Consider the following 22,144-nt stretch of genomic DNA (forward strand, 5'->3'; position numbering starts at 1 on the left):
GCAACAGTTGCCAAGTAACGATATAACCAACGCACGGGTACGGACCAATATAACGCTGGAGGTAACGACATGGCGCTGATTGAACTGAAGCAGATTACGGTCGCGTACGACCAGAAAAACAATATTTTGAAAAATTTCAATTTGTCAGTGGAAGAGGGGGAGTTTTTATCGCTTCTCGGTCCAAGCGGCTGCGGCAAAACGACGACGCTCCGTCTGATCGCCGGATTTAACGAAGCGAAGGACGGACAGTTTTTGTTCGACGGGAAGGACTATACGAAGGTTCCCGTCCACAAGCGGAATTTCGGCTTCGTCTTCCAGGGGCATGCGCTGTTTCCGCATCTGAACGTATACGACAATGTCGCGTTCGGCCTCAAGCTTCGCAAAACGGAAGGCAAGGAAGCGAAAGAAAAGGTGCACCGCATTCTCGAGGTTGTCAACCTGAAAGGATTCGAGGACCGTTACCCGGCCCAATTGTCCGGAGGCCAGCGCCAGCGGGTGGCGATTGCGAGAAGCCTAGTCATCCAGCCCGATCTGTTGCTGTTCGACGAGCCGCTCAGCAGCTTGGACGCCAACCTGCGGATACAGATGCGGATGGAAATCCGGCGTATTCAGAAGGAACTGAAAGTGACGACCGTGTATGTCTCCCACGATCAGGAAGAATGCTTCTCGATCTCGGACAAGGTCGCGATCATGAACAAGGGCGAAATCGAGCAGCTCGATTCCCCCCAAGTCATCTATAAGCAGCCCAAAACTGAATTCGTCGCCCGGTTCGTCGGTTTTGAGAACATTATCGATACGGCAAAAGCCGGGGCGGCGTTCACATCCGCTTCGACCGGCGGAACCCAAAGCGGCAAATGGGCGATCCGTCCGGACGATATCGTGATCGGAGAAGATGGAGCGTTGCTTGCGGCAAACGTTTCGCAGGGGACGGTCAAAGTTACCACGTATTTGGGCCGCGAGTATCAGTACGTTGTCGAGACGCAGCTCGGCGAGTTCATCGTCAACGACGGACGTGAGAAGCCTTACGAGCATGGGGAGCGGGTAACGCTCGGATTCCCGGCGGAAAAGCTGGTGCCGGTACTGTGAGATCTGATCCCGTCATGGAAATGGAGAAAACGATGAAAGCCGATCTGCTTATCGTAGACGTCCAAGTGTACAACAGCGCGCTCAAAACGTTCCGTAAGGCCAACGTAGCCGTCGCGGACGGCAAATTTCTGTATATCGGCGACAAAGGACCGGAGACGATCGCGGCGGCTGCCGTGCTGGACGGCCGGGGCCGTGCGATGATCCCGGGCTTGATCGACATTCACCTGCATATCGAAAGCACGATGGTGACTCCCCGGACGTTCTCCCACGGGATTATCCGCTGCGGAGTAACAAGCATCGTAGCCGATCCGCACGAGATGGCCAACGTATTCGGCATCCGCGGCATCCGCGAAATGATGGAAGCCGGGCGGAGCTGTACGGCGGATATGTTCTGGGGCATTCCGAGCTCGGTTCCCGCGACGCTGCTCGAGACGACGGGGGGAAAGATCGACGTTGAGGAGATCGACGAGCTGATGGGCATGGACGGCGTCGTTTGTTTGGGCGAGGTGATGGATTACGCCGATATGGCCGCCAATCCGGAAGGCCGGACGAACCGGATATTGCGCCATATGCGCACCCGGTATCCGCAGCTCCCGATCGAGGGGCACTGCCCAAAGCTGGTGGACGTTGAACTGAGCCGCTTCGTATTCGCGGGCATCGATTCCGATCATACGCAGCAGACGGTGGAAGAGTTCGAGGAACGTATCCGCGCCGGTATGTTTATCGAAATTCAGGAGAAGTCGATGTCGCCGGAGCTGATCCGTCATTTGATCGAAAACGACCGAAGCGAGCATTTTTGTTTTGTGACCGACGACGTCATGCCGGATACGTTCGTTGCCTACGGACATTTGGATCATCTTGTCCGCAAGGCGATCCGCATGGGCATGAAGCCCGAGGCGGCCATATACGCCGCTACGATGACTCCGTCGAAACGGATGAATTTGCGGGACCGGGGGCGGATCGCGCCAAACCGGATTGCCGATTTTATTTTGCTTGACGATGTGGGTCGGTTTACGATCGGAGAAGTATACAAAAACGGCTCCAAAGTATACGATGCCAAGGAACTGTATAAAGAGGAGCCGGCGGATGGGCGGTTTCCGGCCGATTTTTATACGAGCGTCAAGCTGCCACGGGTCGGGCCGGCCGACTTTACCGTACCGGCCCCTCCGGGTAGCCGCGAGATCCCGTGCCGGGTCATTCTGGTCGGGGACGGCTCGACTTTTACGAGAGAGCATATGGATCAGGTTCCTACGGCCGGCGGCGAGCTGCTGTGGGAGAACAGCCCTTACAATCTGATTGCGATTATGGAGCGCTACGGGAAAAGCGGCAACCGGGCGTTCGGCCTGGTCGGCGGCGATGCGATCCAGCGGGGCGCGATCGCGACTACGTACGCCCACGATAACCATAATCTGCTCGTCCTCGGCCGAAGCAAGGTGGACATGGAGCTCGCGGCCAATACGGTCATCGAGCGCCAAGGTGGTTACTGCGTCGTCGAGGACGGGGTCGTGCTCGCCTTCCTGCCGTTGCCGGTCGGCGGTATCCTGTCCGAAGCGACGCTGGAGCAGCTCGCTTTCGAGACGGCCAAGCTGCGTGAAGCGATGAAGAAGCTCGGCTACCGCCACTACAACCCGATCATGTCGCTGAGCACGTTGTCGCTGCCGGTCAGTCCCGCACTCAAAATTACCGACTTCGGCTTGATCCGCACGAAGGAAGGAAAGGTTGTCGATCTGTTTGACCAGTCATGAACAACCGGGCCGCGGCCGGCTGCCGCGGATAAAGGTGCTTGCCGTCGGCGGCACGATCGCCGGGAAAGGGACGGATGCAAGCCGGACGACCCAATACGAAGCAGGCGTTATCGGAATCGGGCAGCTGCTGGAAGCGGTGCCGCAGTTGAACCGGCTCGCGGAGATCAGCTCCGCGCAGGTTGCCAATATACCCAGCTTTTCCGTAACCGGCGATCTTTGGCTTAGGCTCGCGTCCCGGGTGAACGAGGAGCTTGCCGACGAGGACTGCGACGGGATCGTCATTACGCACGGAACGGATACGCTGGAGGAGACGGCTTATTTCCTTCATCTGACCGTAAAAAGCAGCAAGCCGGTCGTCGTAACCGGCGCCATGCGGCCCGCTACAGCGTTAAGCGCCGACGGTCCGCTTAATTTATACAACGCGGTGGCACTTGCCGCCGATCCAGACGCCCGTGGCCGCGGCGTGCTTATTACACTGAACGATGCGATCGGCTCCGCACGGGATATGTCCAAGCGTCATACGTCGACGGCGGACGCCTTCGGCCAGCGCGATTACGGTCTGCTCGGCTGGCTCGTCGACGGCGTCCCCCGGTATTATTACGACAGTGTCAGGCGCCATACGATTCAGACGGAGTTTGAGGTCAGCTCGCTTGGTTCGCTTCCGCGGGTCGATATGCTGTACGGCCACGGCGACGGCGCCCGCGAGCTGGTCGAGGCCGCCGTGGCAGCCGGAGCGGCGGGGATTGTACACGCCGGGATGGGGAACGGCGGGATGTTCCCGGACACCCGCGAGGCGCTGGCGGAAGCCGTCGCCCGCGGAGTAGTCGTCGTGAGCGCCTCGCGTACCGGAAGCGGTGTCGTTACCGCCAAGCCGGCCGATCGGCTCGGGCGGTTCGTAACCCCGGACAATTTGAATCCGCACAAAGCGCGGGTGCTTCTGATGCTTGCATTAACCCGGACCGCCGATCCCGGGCTGATCCAGGCGATGTATGACATCTACTGATCCTGGCTTCGGACGGCCCGGTCCGGCGGAAGAGGGGAGGCTGGAGCCGTGAACAAGTGGACCTCCGCTTCATTTTGGCTGGCGGGCGTGCAATGGATGTTCTTTTTATTTGCGAATACGGTTGTCGTGCCTCTGTCGGTCGGAGTGGCGCTCGGATTTTCTCCGGGGCTCATCGCTTATCTCGTCAAGGTGACGTTCGTCGTGACCGGAGCGGCCAGCATTCTGCAAGCCTGCTTCGGTCACCGGTACGCCTTGATGGAAGGACCGGCCGGGCTTTGGTGGGGGCTGATCCTGAGTCTTGCGGCGGCGGCCCCCTCGATGGGCATGAGTCCGGGCGAGCTGGGCGGAGCGTTGTCCGCCGGCATGATCGCGGCGGGAGCGCTTACCTCGCTGCTTGGCGCGCTCGGCTTCGGGGCGTTGCTGAAAAAGGCGTTTACGCCGGTCGTTATGTTCGTTTATTTGTTTCTGCTGTCGTCTCAGTTGATTATCGTATTTTTTAAAAGCATGACCGGCGTGTCCGCCGGAGGACGGATCGATCTGCCCGTTGCCGCATTGTCGGCGGCCATCGTGATTCTCGTCGGCTGGATCGGCATCAAAGGCCGCGGTTTGCTTGGCAACTACTCGATCTTGATCGGCATGGTGGCAGGATGGGCCGCCTATCGGCTGCTGTTTCCCGGAGCCGAAGGGAGCGGGGCCGGACAGGCGGGTACCGGGCCCGGTATGATACTTTTCCCTTGGGGGGCGCCCCGGATCGAAACCGGCGTGATGTTCGCCGCTTTATTGGCGGGGCTTATTAACATGACGAATACGGTGACAGCGCTTAGCGCGGCGGACAAGCTGTATGGCCGCTTGAGCACGGACGCCTCGTATAAGCGTTCGTTTCATTTGACGGCGCTCCACACCGCCGTAGCGGGCTTGTTCGGTCTCGTCCCTTACGGGCCGTATACGTCGTCGATCGGTTTTCTCGAAAGTACGCGAATACTGGACCGTTCCGCCCTCGTACTCGGAGGAGCGCTGTTTGTCGTGCTCGGTTTCGTTCCGGCGCTCGGAACGTTTTTTGCAGCGATGCCGGCCAGCGTCGGCGGAGCCGTGCTGTTCGTCGTATATTTGCAGCTGTTCGGCACGGCGTTCCGCAATTTGCAGGGGTATTCCTTTAACCCGAAAACGGTGTACCGGATCGCGGCTCCCGCTCTGCTCGGTATCTCGATTCTGAATGTGCCTGCGGACGCATTCGCGGGATTTGCGGGAGCGATTCGGCCGATCGTCGGCAACGGATTGCTGATGGGTGTGCTCGTCTCGATTTTGTTGGAGAACATGGTGGATTGGTCGGCATACGGACAGCTTCGTCAGACGGAGGAGCGGCGGGAGTAAGGGTCGTTCTGGCGCCGGAGATCGGGGGATAGACGGTTTCCGTTACATTTCTTATGATTTTTTCCATTTATATTAGGAGGCCGACTATGGCACAAACCAGCATCATTATCAGATTGGAGCTCGATCATGGCAAAGTTACGTTCGGAGACGTAGCCTCAGCGATCAGTACCGCGGGCGGCGATATTACGTCGATCGACGTTATCCGTCCGGGTCTGGATTCCTCGGTACGGGATATTACGGTGGATGTCGCCGAATCCGCGGAGGCGGACGTCGTCGAGGCGCTCCGGCAGCGGGAAGGAATGAAGCTGATCAACGTGTCCGACCGGACGTTCCTGGTCCATCTCGGCGGCAAAATTGCGATGCAGCCGACGATGCCGATCCGCAACCGCGACGATTTGTCGAAGGTCTATACACCGGGAGTGGCAAAAGTATGCGCCGCCATCCACGATCATCCGAACAAAGCGTATTCGCTAACGATCAAGCGGAATACGGTAGCGGTCGTTACCGACGGGACGGCCGTGCTCGGTCTGGGCGATATCGGACCGCATGCCGCCGCTCCGGTGATGGAGGGCAAGGCGATGCTGTTCAAGCAGTTGGCCGGGGTGGACGCATTTCCGATCTGTCTCGACACGAAAGATACGGAAGAAATTATCCGCACGGTCAAAGCGATCAGCCCGATCTTCGGAGGCATTAATCTGGAAGATATCGCGTCGCCGCGCTGCTTCGAGATTGAGACGCGACTGGCCGAGGAACTGGACATTCCCGTCTTCCACGACGATCAGCACGGCACGGCCGTCGTTCTGCTGGCAGGCCTGCTGAATGCGCTGAAGGTGGTGGGCAAGCGGATCGATCAGGTGCGCATCGTCGTAAACGGAATCGGCGCGGCGGGCGTATCGGTATGCAAAATGCTGCTGGCCGCCGGAGCGAAACGTCTCGTGCCGGTCGACCGCGACGGGGCGATCGTACGCGGCGGTTCGTATGAACAGCCGATGTGGAACTGGCTGGCGGCCCAGCCGCAAGTGGAGGCGACGGAGGGCGGGTTGAAAGATGTGCTTCCGGGAGCCGACGTTTTTATCGGGGTGTCGCGCGGCGGGCTTCTTGCAGCTGCAGACATCCGGACGATGGCGCCGGACCGGATCGTTTTCGCGCTTGCCAATCCGCGGCCCGAGGTCGATCCGGAGGAGGCGCTTCCGCACGTCCGCGTCCTGGCGACGGGGCGGAGCGATTATCCGAATCAGATCAACAACGTGCTCGCCTTCCCGGGCATATTCCGGGGGGCGCTCGATTGCCGGGCGCGCGCGATCAACGAACCGATGAAGCTGGCCGCGGCGCGGGCCATCGCATCGGTCGTAACCGACTCCGATCTGAACGAACAGTATATTATTCCGAGTATTTTCAACGAGCTAGTCGTTACGAAAGTACGCCACGCCATTATCGAAGCGGCGATTTTGACCGGTACGGCCCGGCGTATTCCTCCTGATTTCCGCTAGGTTTTGTTAGTGGCTGGAACTGTAACAGAATGGCGGAAGCAAGTTTTCCTTGAGCGACCGGGCATGTGCGGGACAATAACCGCCGCCCGGTCGTTTCTCGTATGCAGCGCAGCCTGCCGCCAAGCTGTATAATGGAAACCGGACATACCGGAACCTGACCAAGCAAAAGTCGGGCCATGTAACGATTTCTGTAGGAGTGATATAGCATGAATAAAGCGATGGCAAAAAGGGAGCAGCCGGCTGCTCCGCGGCGGATCGTAATCGCCGGCACGGGGAGCGGCGCGGGCAAGACGACGCTGACGATCGGCATCATGGCAGCGCTGCAGGCGAGAGGGCTGGTCGTGCAGGGCTTCAAGTGCGGCCCGGATTATATCGATCCGACGTACCATACGGCGGTGACGGGCAGGCCGTCGCGCAATCTCGACAGCTGGATGGTCGGGACGGAAGCGGTCAAGGAAATATTCGTCCGGGCAAGCGAGGGGGCGGATATATCCGTCATCGAAGGCGTCATGGGGATGTACGACGGCAAAAGTCCGCTGTCCGATGAAGGAAGCACCGCCCATATCAGCGGGCTGCTCGAGGCTCCGGTGCTGCTGGTGATTAACGTGCAGAGCATGGCCCGCAGCGCGGCGGCCATCGTCAAAGGCTTTCAATGCCTATCCCCCGGCTCGCGCATCGTCGGCGTCATCGCCAATAAAGCGGGCAGCGAAGGGCATTACCGGATCGTGAAGGAAGCGATCGAGCAGGAATGCGGCGTTCCGGTCATCGGCTATTTGAAGCGAGAAGAGCAGATCGAAATTCCGGAGCGCCATCTCGGGCTCGTGCCTTCGGTGGAACGCGGGGAGCTGGACCCGTTTTTTGCGAAACTCGGAGAGCTCATAGCCGGACATCTCGATCTCGACCGGCTGCTGCAGCTGGCCGAAAGCGCTCCGGTCGCGTGCGAACCGGTTCTGTTCAAGCCAAACACCGCCATAACACGCACCCGGCGCGTCCGGATTGCGGTCGCCAAAGATCCGGCGTTTCATTTCTACTACCCGGAAAATCTCGGGCTGATCGAGCATTACGGCGGCGAGATCGTTCCTTTTTCACCGCTTGCGGGAGAAAAAGTGCCGGACGACGCTGACGGGTTATATATCGGGGGAGGTTTCCCCGAGGAGTTCGCGGAGCGGCTGGCCGGGCTGGAGGACGTGAAAGCTTCGGTCCGGGAGAGGGTGCAGGCCGGGCTTCCGACTTTGGCCGAGTGCGGCGGCTTTATGTATTTGACGGAAGCGATTGTGGACCGCCAGGGGAACGAATACCCGATGGTCGGCCTTATTCCGGGCAAAGTAAGGATGCAGGCGAAGCTGGCGGCGCTTGGCTACCGGGACATCACCGGGACGGAGGCGAACTTTATGCTCGGCAGCGGCCAAACCGCGAGGGGCCACGAGTTCCATTATTCCGTCTTTGAGCCGGGCGAGCGCGGCGGCGAGGCGGCAGAGCAGATTGCCTACGCGTACGAAGCGAAAGGGCGGTTTGGCACGAAGCCGGAAGGTTTTGCGGCCGGCCGTCTGGTCGCAGGTTATACGCACGTGCATTTTGCCTCCAATCCGGATATGGTGCTGGGGTGGCTGGAAGCATGCGAAGCGATGCGAAACGGCAAAAAGTGATCGCGGATGGCCGGCCGTTATAGAAACTGTTTAAAAGCCGCCGGTGGTCCGCAGCTGCGAGTCCCGCGAGATGGAAACGCACGGTGCGGCAAGGCGGCTTGGGCGGTAGACGGCAGAAGGATGGGGAGTTAGCTAGTCTAAGGATTGTGGGATATCGTTACGAGCTTCGCTGCCTGTTGGTGGCGGGGCTTGTTTTTTTGTGTCCAGAAAAATAGGGACGACCAAACGTCGAAATGCGTTTGTGTGTACCCGGATGCAGCAGCATAAACCGTGCATCGTACGAGGTTACCCGGAGCAAGGGGCTCGGTGTACGTTGACGGTAGCGGTGAGCCCAAGTGATAAAAAGCAAGCTGTGCCCTATACGGCATAACGGTATTACCAGTGGTTAATATTCCTGCCGGTCAATCGTCCGTCCCCCTCCGCCTCCGTTTACCGGCAATCATCAGAAGAGCCGAGCCTAAGTAAAGCAAGGGTAAACTGCCGATTTTATTCAATGATTGCCCGGGCTCCAACGCGCCTAGCAGCGGGGCGGAAAGGAGGAACGCTATAAAAAGAGGCAGCGGTCTCCGAATCAGTATGGCAACTAGTACCAGCAGCACAGAGGGGATCAGAAACGCGGATAACGATCGAGATTCCTCGCGGCTTAACCATGTGATCGAGTAATAAACGGTGGCGGCAAGAGAAATGCTGATGCCAAGCCTGCGTAACTGAAGGCTGATTTAGAATGCAGCGGATTCATTACTATTCCCCTTTCTTTTCTATACTTACAAAGACACTGGAGGCAGGAGTTATGTTGCAGATTCGGAATTGGCATTTGTCAGTTTCATTACTAGCGGAAGTTTAACTTCCTTTATCCCGATAATCCGTCGTTCATTTGGCGGATAGCGGAAGTTTGGCTTCCTTTATTGCAGGAAACAGTGCGGAATCGATGCGGAATCAGCGAAATAAAGGAAGTAAAAGTTCCGGTTCGCTCCCTTGGAAGGCTGAGATCGCCGTATAACGGAAATAAGTCTTCCGCTAGAGTTCGAGTCAGCCGATGGACTACTGGAGCTGGGATGCACGGTCGGCGCTTGAACACTGGATCTTGATTACACCTGGAGCAGAGACAACCGCTAGAGCCGGAACGAATCGGGATAAGGGGGTGAGAGAATTTTGGATTGAATAATTATACATTAATATGTATAATTACACATTATCTTGGGAGGTGGAAAAGGATGCAAGAAAACGAGAAGTCCCCGATCACGCAGCAGTTGCTTGCTGATGCCGGGCAGTCGGTATTGTTTACGGCGAAGCGGCCGGAGCTCGTTATGGAGCGCGGGGAAGGGATGTATTTGTGGGATACGGACGGCAACCGGTATTTGGACTTTGTCGGGGGATGGGCGGTTACGTGCCTCGGACACTCGCCGGCCGTGCTCCGGGAAGCTTTGACGCGGCAAGCCTCCACGCTCGTGAATGCAAGTCCGGCTTACTTCAATAAGCCGATGATTCAGTTTGCCAAGCAACTGACCGGGCTGTCGGGGCTGGATAAAGCGTTTTTCGCGAGCAGCGGGGCGGAGGCGAATGAGGGAGCGATCAAGCTGGCCCGAAAGCATGGAGCGGTCCGTCTGGACGGCGCTTACGAGATCATCGCGACGACGAACAGCTTCCACGGGCGCACGCTGGCTACGATGTCGGCGACGGGAAAGACGCATTGGCAGCCGCTTTTCGCTCCGAAGGTGCCCGGCTTCAAGCATGTGCCGCTAAACGATTTCGATGCGCTGCTCGCAGCCGTCGACCGGAATACATGCGCGATCATGCTGGAGCTCGTGCAGGGCGAGGGCGGGGTGCATTCGGCGGAAGCGGATTATGTGGCCAAGCTGCGGGAGTTATGCGACGAACGCGGGATTATGCTTATTTTTGACGAGATCCAGACCGGAATCGGCCGGACCGGCAAGCTGTTCGCCTGCGAGCATTACGGCATCAAGCCGGATGTGATGACGCTCGGCAAAGGGATCGGCGGGGGCTTTCCGCTATCGGCGCTGCTGGCGGCGAGTTCGTTCGATCTGTTCGAGCCCGGGGATCAGGGAGGAACCTACTCCGGCCAACCGCTGGCGATGGCCGTCGGGCTAGCGGTTGTCGAAGAGGTCGTTCGCCGGCGACTGCCCGAACATGCCGGGTGCATGGGCGCTTATATGACCGGGCGGCTGCACGAGCTGGCGCGGCAGTATCCGATCCGGCAAGTCCGGGGCCAAGGACTGCTGCAAGCGTTCGAGCTTGAGCGGGGCGACGGCGCTTCGCTGGTGGAGACGTGCCGGGAGAGCGGACTGCTGATCAACTCGCCGAATCCTTCCACGATCCGGCTGATGCCCCCGCTCATCGTTACGGAGGCTGAGATCGACGAGATGATCGGGCTGCTGTCCAAAGCTATGGACGCGATCGGGTGAGCGCAAGTGGTTGTGCGGCGCGTGACGCGGCAGCCTGCATCGGACGGCGGCCTCCGGCCGCGCTTATTTTCTCCACGAGATCGCGCCCCGCATGCCGCCAAAGCGGAACGGTTCTTTCCTTCCGGCTGCTCCCGTCAGCAGCAGCGCCAGGCCGAACACGGCCAGCGACAGGATAATGGAGCCAATCAGACTCCACACCGGCAGGAGGCCTTCATGCTGCAGGAACGAATAGGCCGACTGCCCGGCGATTGCCATGACGGCCATGCTGATCGCCACCTTCACCATGCGGCGCAGGTCGAAATAAAAGCCGATAATGCTCGAGATGGAGAAGAAGTTGAGCATCGTAATGAAACAGATGCCGAAATTAAGTCCCAGCACCACCCCGGTAATGCCGTAATTCATACCGAGAAAATAAATCGCGGCCGCCTTCATAATCGTCGTGGCGATGAAGTTCCACATCGCCGTAGAGGCTCTACCGAGGCCAAGCAGGACGGCGTGGAGCGGCGCCTCGAAATAGTGCAGAAAGAAAATCGGCGCAATAAGCCTGAGCAGCGGCCCCGCTTCCGGCGCGTTGTAGATCAAAGTTGTCAGCGGAGTTGCCCATAGGATCAGGATGACGGTGGCGGGAGCGCCGACGAATAGCGCGATGCGCATCGCCTGGTCCATCCGCCGGTGAACGTCCAGCCCTTTGCGCTCCGCCATCGCTTCGCTGACGGCCGGTATGAGCGCGGTGGACAGCGAATGGGTGATAAAGCTCGGGAAGACAAGCAGCGGAAATACATAACCCATCAGCAGGCCGTACTGCTTGGTCGCCAGGGCGGTACCGAGCCCGAAGAGCATAAGGCTTTTCGTGACGAGCATCGGCTGAAAGGCGCTGTAAATCGATTGAATGAAGCCGAGCCCTGTCGTAGGCAGGCCGATGTGCAGCAGCTCGGCGAGCGTTCGTCTGCCTTTGCGCAGATGCTCGGCGAAAGGCTCGCCGGGATGGCTCCGGTCGCGCTGAAGCCGGTAGTTGGTCAGCAGGATTATCAGTCCGACCGCTTCGCTCGCGACGGAGCCGACCATAGCGCCGGCGGCCGCGTATTCGATGCCGTAAGGCAGCAGCAGATGAACGAGTGCGACGATGCAGGCGATATGGGCCAGATGCTCGCTTACGTCGGAGAAGGCGATCGTTTTCATATTTTGCTTGCCGCGGAAATAACCTTTCAGCACGGCGGAGATCGCGACGATCGGGGCGATCGGCGTAATGGCGAGCATTGCGTAATACGCACGCGGGTCTGTCAGAAAAATGCCGGCGATCAGCTTCGAGCCGAACAGGGCGAGCGCGGTCAAAATAATGCTGAGTGTCCCTGTAACGGCGAGCGATACCGCCAATATCCGTCTTTGCTTCGCCGCATCCCCCCGCACGTCCGCTTCCGCCACCAGCTTCGAGATCGCTACCGGCAAACCGAGCTCGGTCAAGGTGATGACCAGCGGGACGAGCGGATGCGCCATCATCAGCAGTCCGATTCCTTCCGCTCCCAGCATGCGAGCCAAATAAATGCCGCTTATAAACCCGAGCAGTCTCGTAATCAGGGCCGCCCCCGAAAGAATGAACGTCCCCCGGATAAACGATTGTTTCTGCATAAGCCGCCTCTTTCGAAAAATCCGTTTTTATCCATATATATTCGGGCATGGACCAATACATGCGAACAAGCTTCGGACCAGGCGGACGATCCGAACAAGGCCGGATGGAAGCGGGCTTGCAGAAGTTGTGGTGATCCCCGCCGCCAGTAGTTCGGAGTAGTTTTGAAAAATTACAAATTCCGTGAACGATTGTATACCCGCAGGTGCAAAAAAGAAGAGGCATTGTCTAAAGAACGGACGCTTTATTCACGATATGATGAAGACGGAATTGCCCGAATGGCCCGCACGGAGGAAAGACACAGGATAGGGCCGGAAAACGGGAGTGCGGCTACACCGCAAATGGGAAGCGCTTACTGGCTAAAGGGAAGCTATGTACGGCAAGCCGGCAAGACCAGCGGGCTGCGGTGTTTCTGTACGGACCCGGATGTCATGCCGTTGCGCCGATTCATCGATGGGAGGGAAAGAGATGTCGAACTTGTTTCGGCTCGCTGCAGCCGGAATCGCCCTATGTCTGGCTTATGTGCTGACGGTACGGGGATTGGCCGCGATTCAGAAAGCCGATGCGCCGCCGCCCGGTTTCGCCGTGAACGAAGGCTTCGACACCGGAGAAGGAGAAAGCAAGCCGGACGGAACGGATACCGCATCACCGATAACCGGCAAGTCCGCCCTAGGTTCTATAACGCCGTCCGACACGGAGCGGTACGATTTCGTCCAATCGCTGCAGGAGCATAACGAGACAGCAGGTCCGCTGTACGCGAGAGTGGCCGGGGACCGCAGGATCGAGGTGCTGATCCCGTTTAACGGGGGACGTTACGCCCATTACTCGTTTCTGAAGGACGACAAAGACGATTTTATCAAGCTGCAAAACGGCGCCGTATCCGTGCTTGAACAGGGAAGCATCGTGAAGCTGTTCGACACGCTGCAGCCTTGGAGCAACAAGGAATTTGCCTTCAACGTCTTGCCGGAGGGTGCGGCGCGCAAGGCCGAATGGATACCGGAGCACAGCGGCGTCGGTACGGCGTTCGCCGAATCGCAGCGCATTTCTTTCGATGGTACGGAAATAACCGATTGGACGCCGGGCAAGCCGCTGCAGGCAGTCGGGGCGGTTAAGATCGAGCAGCGGCTGAAGGCGATTTTCCCGGACGATCCGGTACATCCGGTCGCTGATATCGAAAGCTTGTTCACCGCTGACAAGGGCGGGGTGTCGATCCAAGCCAAAATCACGTGGCTGCAAAACGCGACGGTCACGGCCGGCTACGGCATGATGTTTCCCGCACTGAGCTCTTTTGCCGGCAAGCTCGTTACCAGTTACGGGAACGTGTACGACGCCATGGCAACCGACGGCAGCGTAACGAATCTGATCGAGGACGACCGCGCGTCCGGATATGCCTTCATTCATACTTCCGGAGGCGGAAACGGAGAATCCGGCGTTATGGTGGCGATGAATGTGGACGATATCGCCAAAACGTTCCGCTACGGGGAGGCGGGTAGAAGAGCGGCCGGCCCGATCGTCTGGCTGCAGCACCGGGACCAAACGATGCAGAAGCTGTATCCGCATGTGTACCACAATCATCCGGTGAAGCCGGGGGATACGTATGAGGTGGCCGGGCGTTTCTTCATCGGTGAAATGCCGCAGGTGTTCACGGCCAGGTAAGCGCGCAGCTCAGAAGTGGTCCGATAGGGGACGTCGGCCCGATCGGCGAAAAGGACCTCAGTTTCCACGTCGCAGTGGAGATTGGGGTCCTAACTCTTGAGATGGGCGTTTTCCGTGCCGCGTGCACACGATCCGGGACAGCCCTGTTTGTTGCAGCTCCTATTTACCAGACACTCGGCAAAACTTTAATCTCGCGGTCCAGCCGGGACAGGAACGAATAGTTCGGGTTAAAGGTGAAGATCCGCCGAATCCGGTAGTGCAGCAGCACGACTGCAGTGAGCGCCTCGTTCAGCGAGAACCGGCAATCCTGATACTCCGTCAGCAGCCGCCTCGCTTCCCGCTCCAGCTCGGGGCCTCCGGGGATGATCGTAAGGATGCCCATCTGTTCGGCTTTGTCCACCGTGTTCAGAAACATTTGCGCATCCGAAAAGTCGAAATGGTTGCGCAGCCACTGATGCGTCTCGAAGACGACGTAGTTGGTCGTGGACAGCGGCCGGTCCAAGTCGTGAAGTTCGTAGAACAGCGAACGGGCCTTCAGATAATAAGGGTCCTCCGGGTTCATAAATGCCATCCAGGCGGACTGATCGAGAAAGACGGAATAGGCCGGGGACGATTGATCATGCGAATTCATCGATCTCCACCTCCGTTTCCGCGTCCCGGCTTTGTCTGCGGCCGGTCAGTCCGTCCAAGGCGAGCAGCGGATTGTTTTCGATCTGCAGCGAATTCACCTTGGCGATCCGCTCCTGTCCTCGAAGCAGCAGTTGCTGCTTCAGCAAGTAATGAACGACGGCGCTAACGGACGTATTCTGGGCTTCGGCGAGCTGCCGGCACTTTTCGTAGTATTCGGGCTGAAGCTCTACGGCTGTGCTCGCATCATCGGGCATTTCCCGGGTGCCGTCCTGATCGTGTCCGATGAACTGATTGGCGGCATCCTTCCATTTTTTTAGCTGATTGTGCATAAAATCTTTCGAGCTGCTCATGAGGTTTCACCTTCCGCTTACTTGGAATAGTCGAATAATGACGACGATATGTATGTCGATACAGAGTCAAATTTCTATTCAAAATCAATCCCACGAACGAACAAACTGGAGAACCGGGTACGGATATGTAACGATTATGAAAGAGACTCTCCAGTCCAGTATATAAAATCCGACAGGCGTCCGCCAGACTTCGATTCGCAGCTTTCTACAGCATTCGGGACAAGACGACATTTTCTGGGCGCGGCAAAGCAAGCGGGCGCCCTTTTTTGCCGGCATCCCGTATCTTTGGCCTGCTCGAATTCGGCATAATCCGCTATTACCCAAAAAATCGACAGTTGAAACACCGCTATTTTCAAAAAGCTGCGCTTGCCCGGCAGGCCGGACAAAAATGTTTCCGCTTTACTTCTTACTGACCGGCAGTCTCCCGTTCCTCCGCTTGCCGGGGAGTCGCCTGATCTCTGACAATCGTCTCCTGCAATTCCCTCAGCTGCATCTTGACCAGCTTTAATTCGGCTATGATTTTGTCCGGTTTGGCGGCTCTTTTGACGATTGCGGCTACGATTGCGAAAAAAATAACATTGATTAGCAGAAACATAATAATCGGTCCGAACGCTATGATTGACATAGAATTCTCCATGAATCTCATCCTCCCCTTAACATAAGTGGTATATAGTCCCATCGACCATACTCGTTATACCATATTCAGGCAGGAGAGTCTATTATTCGACCTATAGGAAGAGTAAGGGATTCTGCTGTTCATTGCCGGCATTTCGTCCGGTGTTCGCAGGGAGGCTATCCGATCTATGCGTCGCAGCGGGGCACTGCGCCGGATGGCGGATGGACATTCGCGGGTAAAAGAAACACCGGCATATGGCCCACGTGGGGGCGATACCGGTGCTTCCTTGTGGAAGGCTGACGGAAATGGCGGTTAGGCCGCCGGTTCAGCCGGTGATCCAGTTACTCCGCTGCAGCGGCATTCAAGACGGTGATACGTCCTTCCAACTGCGGAGAAACGGTCGGGTGTTTTTGTAAATATTCGTAGAAAGCGTCCCGCAAGTAGCTTTTCGTCTTCGACAGCAGTTTCGTCTCGTCCTTCAGCATCGTGAACTTGTCCCCGCCTCCGGTCAGGAAGTCGTTGGCTACGACTTTGTACATTTTCGTCCGGTCGATGGGCTTGCCGTCGACCGTCACTTCGATGAGGCGCGAGCCGGCTTCCTTCGAGGCGTCGATCGTATAGCTCAAGCCGGATACTTGCAAAAATCCGCCGGCTGCGCTTGGGTACCACGACACGCCGTGCTCCAGCGCGTCCCACACCGTCTGGCCGCTGGCTTCGACCATGACGACGGTATTGTCGAACGGCAGAGCCGCGTACACGTTCTCCAGCGTAATGTCGCCTTCATTGATACTCGCGCGGATGCCGCCGCCGTTCTGCAAGGCGATGTCCGCTCCCGTCATCTCGCGCAGGCTGTCGGCGACCGCATTGCCCAGATTCGATTCCTTCAGGCGTACCGTCTGCCGTTCGCCGTCCAGCGCCACACGGGTCTTGCCGACGACTTCCTGCATCTTGCCATCCAATTGCCCGCGGTATTCTTCAATAATCGAGGCAACCGCCGCATCCCCCTCCAAATTTTCCGTCAAGAAAATATGAGCGAAGTTCAAGCCGAGCATGTTGCCGTTCATCATGTTCAGGTTGATCTGATTCAGTACCTCGGCATGTTTGCCTGGAGAGATCAGCCACGTATCGCCGATAATCTGCGGAAATTCGACCACGTCTTGTCCCCCGCCGATCTCTACGTCGATGCCGCTAACCTTGGTCGGCAAAACCGGATTGTCGCCGTGCATATGCGCCAGCGCAATGACGACGTCCGCGCGGTCTTTAACGGTGTCTACCGCTTGCCCGGCCGCTTCGAATTCATTTTGAAAGCTGACGCCTTCGACGTTTTTCGGGTGCGTATAGTAGTGGCTTTCGTCGTCGGTAATACCGACGATTCCGATCTTGATGCCGTCGAGCTCTTTGATCACATAAGACTGCAAAAATTCGGGATTTGCCCCTTTGTACAGCGTATTGGCCGATAAGAACGGAAAGTCGGCGCGCTTCGCGTTGCTCTCCAGAACATGAAACGGAAAGTCGAAGTCGTGATTGCCGAGCACCATCGCATCGTATTTCATCGCATTCATGACGTCGATCGTAGATCTGCCCTCGAACAGATTGCCGATGTTCGTATTGTACGGGGCGTCGCCGCCGTCTACGAGAAGCGTGTTCGGCTGGATCGCGCGCGTATCGTTAATGATTTTGCTCATATGCGCCAGTCCGCCGATTTCGCGCTTCGCGTCCTTCGGCTTGTAAGGCTCGAGATGGGAATGGATGTCCGAGGTGGCGAATACGGTAATAACCTTGAAATCCGGATTAGCGACCAGCTTGGCCAGTATGGCTGCGGCTTCTTCCCGCGAGATCAAGTCCGCGCTTGCCGCGTCTTCCTTCGTTGCGATTCCCAACTCTACGGCTTTATCCGCCATATTCACTTGCTGTTCGGCTCCATATACGGTGCGGACGATCATCCCGATCCATTTGGACTTGGAGATGGCTTGATCGGGCATGTACATCCCGCCGTCGGATTCGTCAGCGCGCACTTTCAGAGCGCCCTCGATATAGGCCGAGCCCCAATGACTATGAATATCGGGCGCCGAAGGCATCGTGAACGAATCGTCAATCACGCCGAGCGGATCTTCGTAACGGAACGATTTTTTGAGGGTCGGGTCCTCGGCCGGCAGGGAATGAATTTGCGGCAGCTTTAAGGCGCGTACGAGCATCGCCGCCGCCTCCGCCTTGGTCAGAAGCCGCTTCGGATGGAAGCTGTCGCTGCGTTCCACGACACCCTTCTCCTGCAGGGCAAGGATCGCTTGCCGGTGCGGGGAAGCCTGAATATCTTCGAACCCGACTGCGGGCGCTGGCGCAGCGTATAGGGTTGCTCCCAGAGTGGCGGCCAGTACGAATCCGGTCATACAGCTTGCGAGTTTTTTCTTCATGTCTGTAACAGCAGCTCCTTGTAAGTAGTGATCAGAAGATAAACCGATCGTCCCATAACTGTGTTAGGCGGGTGTTAACGTCATGTTAAGATTTGGATAACCCCGGGACGGAGGGCAATCGGAATTCGGATGGTTTTACCAGCAGTCCGGAAACATTGAAGCTTTGCAGCCGGTAATATACAATGAGCGAATAGACATCTTTGCGAAATGAGGGGATCCCATTGACCGAACAACCACGAAGCTGCTGCGGTTCGACAAGCCGGGCGGCAATGACACCTTCGGCACATGCCGAAGAGACGGCAAATGTTTCGTCAACTGTTGAAGCCGAGGCCGGCAGCGGAGCGCAAACGTCCGAAAACCTGCATGCCGCTGGCCCGGACAAGGCGCGGGAAGGGATGATTTTGCTTCCCGGAGGCGCGTTCTGGATGGGCAATACAGGCAAGGACGGCTTCCCGGCGGACGGGGAAGGGCCGGTTCGGGAAGTGAGTCTGGACCCGTTTTATATAGATGCCTGCACGGTGACGAACCGGCAGTTTGCGGAGTTTGCCGAGGCTACGGGATACCGAACGGAAGCGGAGAAGTTCGGCTGGTCGTATGTGTTCGAGATGTTTGTGACGCCGCGGCTTGCTCCGCATTTGATGGGACGGGTTCAGGGAACGCCGTGGTGGTTCGCGGTGAAGGGCGCTTATTGGTTCCAGCCGGAAGGGCCGGGCTCGGCGATCTCGGACCGGATGGATCACCCGGTCATCCATGTCACGTGGAACGATGCCGCCGCCTACAGCAGCTGGGCCGGCAAGCGGCTGCCCACCGAAGCGGAGTGGGAGTACGCCGCACGCGGCGGCCTGGACCGGAACACCTACCCGTGGGGCAACGAGCTTACGCCGGACGGAAAGCATATGTGCAACATCTGGCAGGGGACGTTCCCGGAGAAAAATACGGTCAGAGACGGCTATGTCGGAACGGCTCCAGCCAAGTCTTTCGAGCCGAACGGCTACGGCTTGTACAACGTGTCGGGCAACGTCTGGGAGTGGGTGTCCGACTGGTTCAGCCCGAGCTACTACAAGGAAGGTCCCGCGGACAATCCGCAAGGGCCGGCTAAAGGCGACCGGCGCAGTATGCGGGGCGGGTCGTATTTGTGCCACAAATCATATTGCAACCGGTACCGCGTAGCGGCGCGTAATGCAAATACGCCCGACAGCTCGTCGGGAAATATCGGCTTCCGGTGTGCGGCGGATGTGAAGCGGTAAGGGGAAAGAGGGGCATGACGTGATTGCCGGAGAATAGCCGAATAATAGCCGAAGAATGCCGGAGAATGCCGGAAAGTGACAGGACGCAGGGCGGACATTCGGCCGGTTGCGGCGTTCTCGCAGGCGGGGTTTACTTGTGCACGGTGACATCTGAGCGAAGCGGAGAAGTCTGAACGCTGGGGAGCGGATGTAAGATGTCCAAGTTTATGAACGGGAAAAACGGCACACGACCGCAGCCGGCAGCCGGACTTGCGGCGGCGGGACCTATAGCCGGGGGCGGGATGCGGTTATGATGACGAGTCTGCTGATCGTTTGTTTGCTGACGGTGCTGATTCATGCGGCGGAGACGCTGTCGTACGCCGTCCGGTTCGCCGGGGTGCGGATGGGCAAGCTTGCTGTCGCGTTGTCGCTTACGGGAGTGATCGTGCTTGTAGCCCGAACCGCCAATCTGGCGCAAGCGCCGCTGACCGGGAAGATGGTCGATCAGGCGTTAAAGGACCCGGGCTTCGATCTGGAGACGGTGCTGCGGCTGATTATCGCCGCGTCCACGCTGGGTACGCTGATTGCGATTACGTTGTTTCCGTCGTTCGTGCGGCTATTTTCGCGGGCCGTCGTTCATCTGGAGGCGGCCGGCTCGATTCCGAAGCTGGTAAGCAGCGTCACGGTGGACAGGCTCCGGTCGGCCCGAACTCATTTTCGCAAGCCGACCTGGTCGATGCTGCGCAGCCTGAGGCTGTATGGCATCCCGAAGCGGTTTCTGCTGCTGAATATGGCGGTTACCGCGATCTATACGATCGGCGTGTTGTCCACGCTGTATGCTTCCTATATGGACCCGGACCATCTTGTCGCAATCTCGCAATCGTCGGGGCTGATCAACGGAATGGCTACGATTCTGCTGACCCTGTTTATCGATCCCCAGGTCGCCATCCATACCGACCGGGCGCTGACCGATCCGAAAGAAAAACCGAAGCTCGGCCGGATGTTCGGCCTGATGATGTTCTCGCGGCTATGCGGCACGATGCTGGCGCAGGCGATATTTTGGCCCGCCGCCTGGTGGGTCGGCGCGCTTGCGAGGTGGCTGCTGGTGTAAATGGGGGAGGCGCGGAGTATTTTGTCCTCCGAAGATCATGGATGCCAAAAGACCAAAGACCGTTTAAGCCTGCGAAGAAGGCTCGGAACGGTCTTTTCGCTGTAAATTCGGCTTGATAGCCAGTTAATGATGCACACGTTCCGTCTGCAAGAAAGCTGCGGCTTGCGTAAGAAGCCGTTGGAGCAGGTCTTTCCGCACCACGCGCAGCTCCCAGCGCGCGGTGCTTCGCTGCATGACGGCGGTCGGTCGAATACCTGCACACGCGCAGGCTTTTGGCCCGCAGAGCCGGTTGATGGGCGGATTCCTGCTCAGCCGCAGGAATTTTTCGCGATATGGCGTCAGCACGGATTCTTCTGGGGGGAATTCCTGCGTTTCAGCAGAAATGCGTTTGGATATTGCCCATGTAAAGGAAGATTCCTGCTGATGAGCAGGAATCTTTAACTACTGCTAATGCTCCCGCATTTGCTCCTCGCCGCGGATCAGCTCATCAAGCTCGCGCCGCAGCGGCTCCAGATCCGGAAACGGCGGCTCGATTTGCAGCAGACGCCGGATAAACAGGCGCACCCCGTCAGGGAGCGTCAGTTCCTCCTCCCAGCCCCGTTCCGGCTGGCCGGGCTGCTCCTCGAAGTCGGCATACAGCATAAACAGCAGACAATGTCCTAGCGCATAAAAGTCGCTGGCAAAGACAGGCTCGCGGCGTATCCGTTTCTCCTCGGGATAGTCGTCGCCCTCTTCCATGTCGGAAACGGCGGTTGGTACGGAGGCCCCGGTCGCTACCGGACAGGCAAGGCCGAAGTCGATCAAGGCGAGCTGCCCGTCCAGCCGGATCATAATGTTCGGGATGCGGACGTCGCGGTGGACGAAGCCCTTGCCGTGAACGTACCGGAGAATATCCGTAATGCCTCGCACGACGCGCAGCGCATCCAGCAGCGTGAATGTACGTCCGTCCGCGAACAAAGCGTCCTCCAGATTACGGCCCCGCATATATTCCATGCACAGAAACAGGTTGCGGCGCTCGGAAAACCGGTTCAGCAGCTTCGGCACGCCGGGATGATCGAGCGACGCCAGTACGGTCGCTTCCCGTTCGAACACCGGGAGCCCTTTCCTCCCTTTTCTGCGGCTGGGCCTCACTTGTTTGACTACGCACTTTTGCCCGATCCGCCTATCTTTGCACAAATAGCTGATTCCGTAGCTGCCGATTCCGAGCACCCGCTCGATCGCATAACGCCCGCCGAGTACGGTTCCGGCCCGCAGCGGGCGGTCCAGCACCGCTTCGCGCACCCGCCGCCACATCTCTTCCGCGAGCGCTTTCCACCTGCCATATCGTCGTGACCCGTGTTCGCTATGCATCGTTCCCGCTCCTTCCAGCCGCCTTCATGTTCATGTCGATTTTAACAAAAATCGGGGCGTATTTCGAACGGGAGCTGCTGAACCTGTAGGCGGGCAGTTGTCAAATCGACTGCAAATTTATGGATTGTCCGGTCTGAAAGGAAATGATATGATCGATTTCGAGGACAAGGACAAGTCGGATGCAACAGGAGGAAGCGGCATGAGCGGTATATCTTTGAATTCCGCGTATTCGCAGTTCAGCAGCAGCGGTCTTCCGCAAGCGATCGGCATTATGATGCTCAGCAAAGCCAAGGAGTCGGCCGAGCTGCAAGGAGCGCAGATGGTTCAGATGATGCAGCAGAGCGTTCAGCCCCATCTGGGCGGCAATCTCGATATCCGCGCATAAGCTGGCAAAGCGGAATAAGCA

The 22,144-nt window shown here is 58.0% G+C and carries 17 protein-coding genes; 11 read left to right on the forward strand and 6 right to left on the reverse strand.

What is annotated here, in order from left to right:
- Positions 1-69: 69 nt before the first annotated feature.
- The 7 genes from PV433_RS25630 (at position 70) to PV433_RS25660 (ending at position 10,764) form a co-directional block, all read left to right on the forward strand.
- The gene (locus tag PV433_RS25630; RefSeq protein WP_332074873.1) at positions 70-1,086 is read left to right on the forward strand and encodes an ABC transporter ATP-binding protein; all 1,017 of its coding nucleotides are present in this window, start codon (positions 70-72) and stop codon (positions 1,084-1,086) included.
- A gap of 32 nt (positions 1,087-1,118) precedes the next feature.
- Complete coding sequence (locus PV433_RS25635; RefSeq protein ID WP_332074926.1) at positions 1,119-2,831, forward strand: adenine deaminase; 1,713 nt, start codon at positions 1,119-1,121, stop codon at positions 2,829-2,831.
- Positions 2,806-3,834: a type II asparaginase gene (locus tag PV433_RS25640; RefSeq protein WP_332074874.1), complete on the forward strand. Its 1,029-nt coding sequence runs from the start codon at positions 2,806-2,808 to the stop codon at positions 3,832-3,834. The genes PV433_RS25635 and PV433_RS25640 overlap by 26 nt, the downstream gene beginning before the upstream one ends.
- A 48-nt stretch (positions 3,835-3,882) precedes the next feature.
- Positions 3,883-5,205, forward strand: coding sequence for a uracil/xanthine transporter (locus tag PV433_RS25645; protein WP_332074875.1), 1,323 nt, complete (start codon positions 3,883-3,885; stop codon positions 5,203-5,205).
- Positions 5,206-5,291: 86 nt separating this feature from the next.
- Entirely contained in the window at positions 5,292-6,695 is a 1,404-nt protein-coding gene (locus PV433_RS25650; RefSeq protein WP_332074876.1) for an NAD-dependent malic enzyme, read from the forward strand.
- A gap of 206 nt (positions 6,696-6,901) precedes the next feature.
- A complete protein-coding gene (locus tag PV433_RS25655; RefSeq protein WP_332074877.1) occupies positions 6,902-8,341 on the forward strand; it encodes a cobyrinate a,c-diamide synthase in 1,440 nt (479 codons plus the stop codon).
- Positions 8,342-9,555: 1,214 nt separating this feature from the next.
- Positions 9,556-10,764: an aspartate aminotransferase family protein gene (locus tag PV433_RS25660; protein ID WP_332074878.1), complete on the forward strand. Its 1,209-nt coding sequence runs from the start codon at positions 9,556-9,558 to the stop codon at positions 10,762-10,764.
- 63 nt (positions 10,765-10,827) lie between these two features.
- On the opposite strand, the gene spoVB is transcribed toward PV433_RS25660, so the two are convergent.
- Positions 10,828-12,390 (reverse strand): stage V sporulation protein B, encoded by a 1,563-nt coding sequence (gene spoVB / locus PV433_RS25665; protein WP_332074879.1) that lies wholly within the window; start codon positions 12,388-12,390, stop codon positions 10,828-10,830.
- Between the two features lie 466 nt (positions 12,391-12,856).
- Between spoVB and PV433_RS25670 the strand changes: the two genes are divergently transcribed.
- Positions 12,857-14,044 carry a hypothetical protein gene (locus PV433_RS25670; RefSeq protein WP_332074880.1) on the forward strand — a complete coding sequence of 396 codons (1,188 nt, stop codon included), beginning with the start codon at positions 12,857-12,859 and terminating at the stop codon, positions 14,042-14,044.
- Positions 14,045-14,207: 163 nt separating this feature from the next.
- Here PV433_RS25670 and PV433_RS25675 read toward each other — a convergent pair whose 3' ends face one another.
- The 4 genes from PV433_RS25675 to PV433_RS25690 all read right to left on the reverse strand — a co-directional run bounded on the left by PV433_RS25675 (position 14,208) and on the right by PV433_RS25690 (position 18,051).
- On the reverse strand, positions 14,208-14,675 hold the full coding sequence (locus PV433_RS25675; RefSeq protein WP_332074881.1) for a type II toxin-antitoxin system VapC family toxin: 468 nt from the start codon (positions 14,673-14,675) through the stop codon (positions 14,208-14,210).
- Positions 14,662-15,024: a hypothetical protein gene (locus tag PV433_RS25680; protein ID WP_190931608.1), complete on the reverse strand. Its 363-nt coding sequence runs from the start codon at positions 15,022-15,024 to the stop codon at positions 14,662-14,664. The genes PV433_RS25675 and PV433_RS25680 overlap by 14 nt, the downstream gene beginning before the upstream one ends.
- Positions 15,025-15,430: 406 nt before the next feature.
- Positions 15,431-15,661 (reverse strand): hypothetical protein, encoded by a 231-nt coding sequence (locus tag PV433_RS25685; protein WP_332074882.1) that lies wholly within the window; start codon positions 15,659-15,661, stop codon positions 15,431-15,433.
- Between the two features lie 320 nt (positions 15,662-15,981).
- Positions 15,982-18,051, reverse strand: a complete 2,070-nt coding sequence (locus PV433_RS25690) for a bifunctional metallophosphatase/5'-nucleotidase (protein WP_332074883.1) — start codon at positions 18,049-18,051, stop codon at positions 15,982-15,984.
- A gap of 221 nt (positions 18,052-18,272) precedes the next feature.
- Between PV433_RS25690 and PV433_RS25695 the strand changes: the two genes are divergently transcribed.
- Together PV433_RS25695 and PV433_RS25700 are read left to right on the forward strand one after the other, a co-directional pair.
- The gene (locus PV433_RS25695) at positions 18,273-19,298 is read left to right on the forward strand and encodes a formylglycine-generating enzyme family protein (RefSeq protein ID WP_332074884.1); all 1,026 of its coding nucleotides are present in this window, start codon (positions 18,273-18,275) and stop codon (positions 19,296-19,298) included.
- 289 nt (positions 19,299-19,587) lie between these two features.
- Positions 19,588-20,388, forward strand: a complete 801-nt coding sequence (locus PV433_RS25700) for a lipid II flippase Amj family protein (RefSeq protein WP_332074885.1) — start codon at positions 19,588-19,590, stop codon at positions 20,386-20,388.
- Between the two features lie 447 nt (positions 20,389-20,835).
- Here PV433_RS25700 and PV433_RS25705 read toward each other — a convergent pair whose 3' ends face one another.
- Positions 20,836-21,738: a serine/threonine protein kinase gene (locus tag PV433_RS25705; RefSeq protein ID WP_332074886.1), complete on the reverse strand. Its 903-nt coding sequence runs from the start codon at positions 21,736-21,738 to the stop codon at positions 20,836-20,838.
- 199 nt (positions 21,739-21,937) lie between these two features.
- Here PV433_RS25705 and PV433_RS25710 point away from each other — a divergent pair, with 199 nt between their 5' ends.
- Positions 21,938-22,123: a YjfB family protein gene (locus PV433_RS25710; protein WP_332074887.1), complete on the forward strand. Its 186-nt coding sequence runs from the start codon at positions 21,938-21,940 to the stop codon at positions 22,121-22,123.
- The last annotated feature ends 21 nt before the right edge of the window (positions 22,124-22,144 follow it).

The organism is Paenibacillus sp. GYB004, from assembly GCF_036577605.1.
In the GTDB taxonomy this organism is placed as follows: Bacteria; Bacillota; Bacilli; order Paenibacillales; family NBRC-103111; genus Paenibacillus_AB; species Paenibacillus_AB oceani.